The sequence below is a fragment of the Myroides indicus genome, from assembly GCF_004364575.1.
GTDB lineage: Bacteria > Bacteroidota > Bacteroidia > Flavobacteriales > Flavobacteriaceae > Flavobacterium > Flavobacterium indicum_A.
Genome location: NZ_SOAG01000062.1, coordinates 1 through 3,377, shown reverse-complemented (window position 1 = coordinate 3,377; position 3,377 = coordinate 1). Strand labels below are relative to the sequence as shown.

The following is a 3,377-nucleotide window of genomic DNA, read 5'->3' as shown; positions in this document are numbered from 1 at the left end:
AATCAAAAGGATTATAAACCACAATTTTATTTGTTCAAAAAACAACGAAAGAGAATTGAAACCTTGTTCTCGCAATTGTGCGACCAATTTATGATGAGACGTAATTACGCCAAGACATTTGAAGGTTTCAAAACCAGATTATTAGCTAAAATAACGGCGTTAACAGTTGTACAATTCATCAACAAAGAATATTTCAATAGGAATATCAATAACTTAAAAGTGTGTATTATTTAAAATGCACAACGGGTATATAATATATAAACAAATGCAATAGAAAGTACAATCTGCATAAAAGCATTTAAAACAGCATTTGTTATAAAAAAACTGAGAATAGGGTATAAAATAACAATAAAAGGAGCGTGATATAAATGCAGTAAATAAGAGAAAGCTCCTACGTTATAAAATTTAATTTTTTGATTGAAAATCAAAATAAAGAGAAATAACGAAAAAGGGTATTTTAAAGTATCGATTTCTTTTGTTTGAAAAAGAAAAAGAGCTGTAATTAAGATTAATAGAGCTAAGATTATAGCTTTTTTGTAAGCTATAATAAAATCAGAAAAATAAGCAATTCCTATTCCTGCTAAAAACAGCAGAGGAATATCTATTCTTAAAAATAGTTTGCCAAAAATCATCAATGGAATAATAATGAGAAGCATATAAAAGTTTTTGTTTTTGATTAATTCTACCAAAACAAATACAACAAAAATATCCCGAATAAAATAGGTGGGAGGATTAACGGGTGGCGAGTTTAATGACAATAACCCTTCTGTGAATAAAGTATAATCGAATGTTAGTCTGTTAAGAAAATTAATATCGAAAATATATTGTGCGGTTAATACTAATCCGAAAACGATTAAATTGGCAAATAAGTAAGGAGTGAGTAATGTTTTTACTTTGTTTTGAAATAGACCATTTTTGTTTTTAGAAATTTTAAAGAATAAAAACCCCGAAATTAAAGACAAGATAACGGTTCCCATTAAAGGGATTTCTTCAAATATAAAATGAGTTATACCTGTAGAAAAATCATTTTTTGTATGCGTAAAGGTGATTAAAATGACCGCAATTAGTCTAATGAGTTCTAAACTATAATTCACAATGAAAATATTTAATACTAAGACAAAGATAGCAGTTGTAAAATATTTTTAATATATTTAACATAAACTAAACATAATATCAACCATGAAAAAACTATTCCCATACATAATGCTTTTATTGTTTGTTTTTGCAACAAGTTGCGATAGTGATGATAAAGTAAGTTATGAAACAATCCCGAAAGAAAACAAAGAACGATTAATAGGTGAATGGGAGCTTGTTTTTTTGAGTTCGTTTATGGAAGAAAATTATCCGTTTGAGCAAAGAGAGGAAGTATTCTATCAATTTACGGCTGATGGCAAATTGATTATAAAAAACACGTTGTCAGTACAAGTAGAAAATGATGAGCTTTATGAGTTTTTTGTAAATTCAAATACCTTAAATTATACATTTGAATACAATGAAAGATATGATTTTGAAAATTCCAAAAAGGAAAAACTAAAAATATTTAACGAGAAACAAAAATACTATTTTTCTATGAATATAATATCAGATAAAGAAATTGGTTTTTCACAGTTTGACGGGTATGCTTTTAGACTTAGAAATACAAAAGATTATAAAAAAATAAAATCATGAAAAAACTATTACCGTATATAATGCTTTTATTGCTTGTTTTTGCAACAAGTTGTAGCAGTGATGATAATTCTAAAGTTGGATATACCAAAATTTCAGAAGATGAAAAAGAAGCTTTGATTGGAAATTGGCAATTATTGCAGATAACCACTGCAAATGGAACTCGAATTAATTTGGTTCAGCAAGGTATTGAAGTGTTTTATCAATTTACGATAGATAGACAAATACAAATTGAAAATACGACTTCCGAAAAAGTGAAATATAGTTTGGATTACGAGTTCTTAACCACAACAAAATTGATTCACTATATGTTTGAATATGTAAAAGAATATGATGTGTATCAGAATCAGCAAGAACAAATACATTTGTATAACGAAAAAGACAAAGCGGTTTTTTATTTAAAGATTAATGGTGAACGAGAGTTAGTATTAAAGCAATCCGATGGAACGGAATTTATGTTTATGCGATCTAATAATGGTAAAAATTATCCTAAGATATCAGATGAAACTAAAGAAAAGCTAATTGGTAACTGGAGATTATTAAAAATAGCAGATTTTTTAGGTAGAACACGGGAGTTTGGCGAAGAGGAAGAGGTGTATTATGAATTTACTAAGGATGGCAAAGTGATTGTCCAAAATATTTCGGCTTTAAGTGATGAGATATTTGATACATTTTTAATCTCGAGGACTTTTAAATATTACTATAAATATGATCCTCATTGGGTGGAAGGAGAAGTGATGATTATGGAATATGGGGGAGACTTTTCTATAGGAGTGTCTGAAGAACGATTGGTGCTTGCTCAATACGATGGATACGGAGTATGGTTTGAAAGAACGGAATAAACAAAAATAAGCAAGAGCCTAAAAACAGTTTCGTTTGTTATTTTACAACTCAAAGATTATTTAAAAGACGCAATATAATTACTTCCTTTCAGAAAGGTTTGATAATATTTTTGGGTAAACCTAACGATAACCTTGTTTTATATCTTTTATATATTATCCTTGCACCCTCACATCACAAAATGGCCGGGGTAGCTCAGATGGTCAGAGCGCAGGATTCATAACCCTGAGATCACGGGTTCAATTCCCGTCTCCGCTACTAAACAGGACAAATGAAATTTATTTTCGTTTGTCCTGTTCTTATTTTGGAATAATCCGTTGTTTATCTGAAAGATATAGTTTGCGATTACGTTCATTCGGGCGGTTCGATAAGTTTTTCCGTCAAACTCCAATTTTTCGGGGAATATCGAACCGATTATACCTCTCCTTGTGTTGATTTCGCCCTCACTGTACATTTTGGGAATGTTTTCTATGTACTTTAAAGCCCTGTCTAAAGACTTATCTATATTGATTTTCTTGGTATCAGAACCGTCTTTGCTCAACTGTTCTTCCAGACTCTCAATTCGTGTCTTACATTCATCTTTGATTTCGAGATATTCCTCATCATCAATAATTTCAGATAACAGTTTGTTGCGTGCTACTGATAACCTTGCATTCAGTTTATCTATTTCCTGTGCAATCTGTTTCTTTTCATCAAATGGATTTTTTACGAATTTCTTGTAGTTGTCTAACAATAGTTTTTTCACTATTTGAGCAGTACCGTTTAACGTAAAATGATGCATACTCTTTTCAAAAATATCGTTGGCTAATTTGGCTTTTTGGCGGAAGCCACAGGATGAAACACAATGATAGTAGTAATAACGGCTTGTTCTT

4 protein-coding genes and 1 tRNA gene are annotated in these 3,377 nt (G+C 30.1%); 4 read left to right on the top strand and 1 reads right to left on the bottom strand.

The window, feature by feature from the left end; all coding sequences use genetic code 11:
* Positions 1-234 (top strand): transposase (locus tag C8P70_RS13625; RefSeq protein ID WP_166666184.1); only part of this gene is annotated, 234 nt, incomplete at its 5' end.
* On the opposite strand, the gene C8P70_RS13620 is transcribed toward C8P70_RS13625, so the two are convergent.
* Positions 231-1,094 (bottom strand): acyltransferase family protein, encoded by an 864-nt coding sequence (locus tag C8P70_RS13620; protein ID WP_133713844.1) that lies wholly within the window; start codon positions 1,092-1,094, stop codon positions 231-233. The genes C8P70_RS13625 and C8P70_RS13620 overlap by 4 nt on opposite strands.
* A gap of 85 nt (positions 1,095-1,179) precedes the next feature.
* Between C8P70_RS13620 and C8P70_RS13615 the strand changes: the two genes are divergently transcribed.
* The 3 genes from C8P70_RS13615 (at position 1,180) to C8P70_RS13605 (ending at position 2,763) form a co-directional block, all read left to right on the top strand.
* Positions 1,180-1,668, top strand: coding sequence for a hypothetical protein (locus tag C8P70_RS13615; RefSeq protein ID WP_133713843.1), 489 nt, complete (start codon positions 1,180-1,182; stop codon positions 1,666-1,668).
* Positions 1,665-2,507: a hypothetical protein gene (locus tag C8P70_RS13610; RefSeq protein ID WP_133713842.1), complete on the top strand. Its 843-nt coding sequence runs from the start codon at positions 1,665-1,667 to the stop codon at positions 2,505-2,507. Before C8P70_RS13615 ends, C8P70_RS13610 begins: the two co-directional genes overlap by 4 nt.
* A gap of 181 nt (positions 2,508-2,688) precedes the next feature.
* Positions 2,689-2,763, top strand: a tRNA-Met gene (locus tag C8P70_RS13605).
* Positions 2,764-3,377: the final 614 nt, after the last annotated feature.